A 556-nucleotide genomic window follows, 5' to 3' on the forward strand; every position below is an offset into this window, starting at 1 on the left:
GGCGCCCTCGGCACGGTGACAGGCGCATTGGGCGGTGTTGGCGGCGGTAACCCGGCCGGCGCATTGACCGGCGCCCTCGGCACGGTGACGGGCGCATTGGGCGGCATCGGCGGTGGCAACCCCGCTGGCGCACTGACCGGCGCCCTCGGCACCGTAACCGGCGCCCTGGGCAACCTCGGCGGCGGCGCGAACCCGATCACCCCGATCCAGAACATCGTGAACCAGGTCACGGGCACGCTCGGCAGCGGCAACCCGACCGGCGCACTGAGCAACGCGGTCAACACGATCACTGGCACGCTGGGCAACGTCGGCGGTGCAGGCAGCCCGCTCGCGCCGGTGCAAGGCGTCGTCACGCAACTCGCCGGCACGCTCGGCAACGGCGATCCTGCGGGTGCGCTGACGAACGCACTGAACTCGGTGACGGGCGCGCTCAGCGGCGCGAACCCGCTGGCGCCGGTGCAGGGCGTCGTGAACCAGGTCGTCGGCACGCTGTCGGGTGCAGGCGGCGGCAGCCCGATCACGCCGATCACGAACCTCGTCAACGGTTTGCAGAACG

The 556-nt window shown here is 72.1% G+C and carries 1 pseudogene; it reads left to right on the forward strand.

From position 1 onward, the window contains the following. Positions 1-556, forward strand: a pseudogene (locus JMF90_RS39760) (hypothetical protein); the annotation flags it as partial.

The sequence above is a fragment of the Burkholderia sp. E168m23 genome (genome assembly GCF_016586125.1).
GTDB classification, from domain to species: Bacteria; Pseudomonadota; Gammaproteobacteria; order Burkholderiales; family Burkholderiaceae; genus Burkholderia; species Burkholderia orbicola.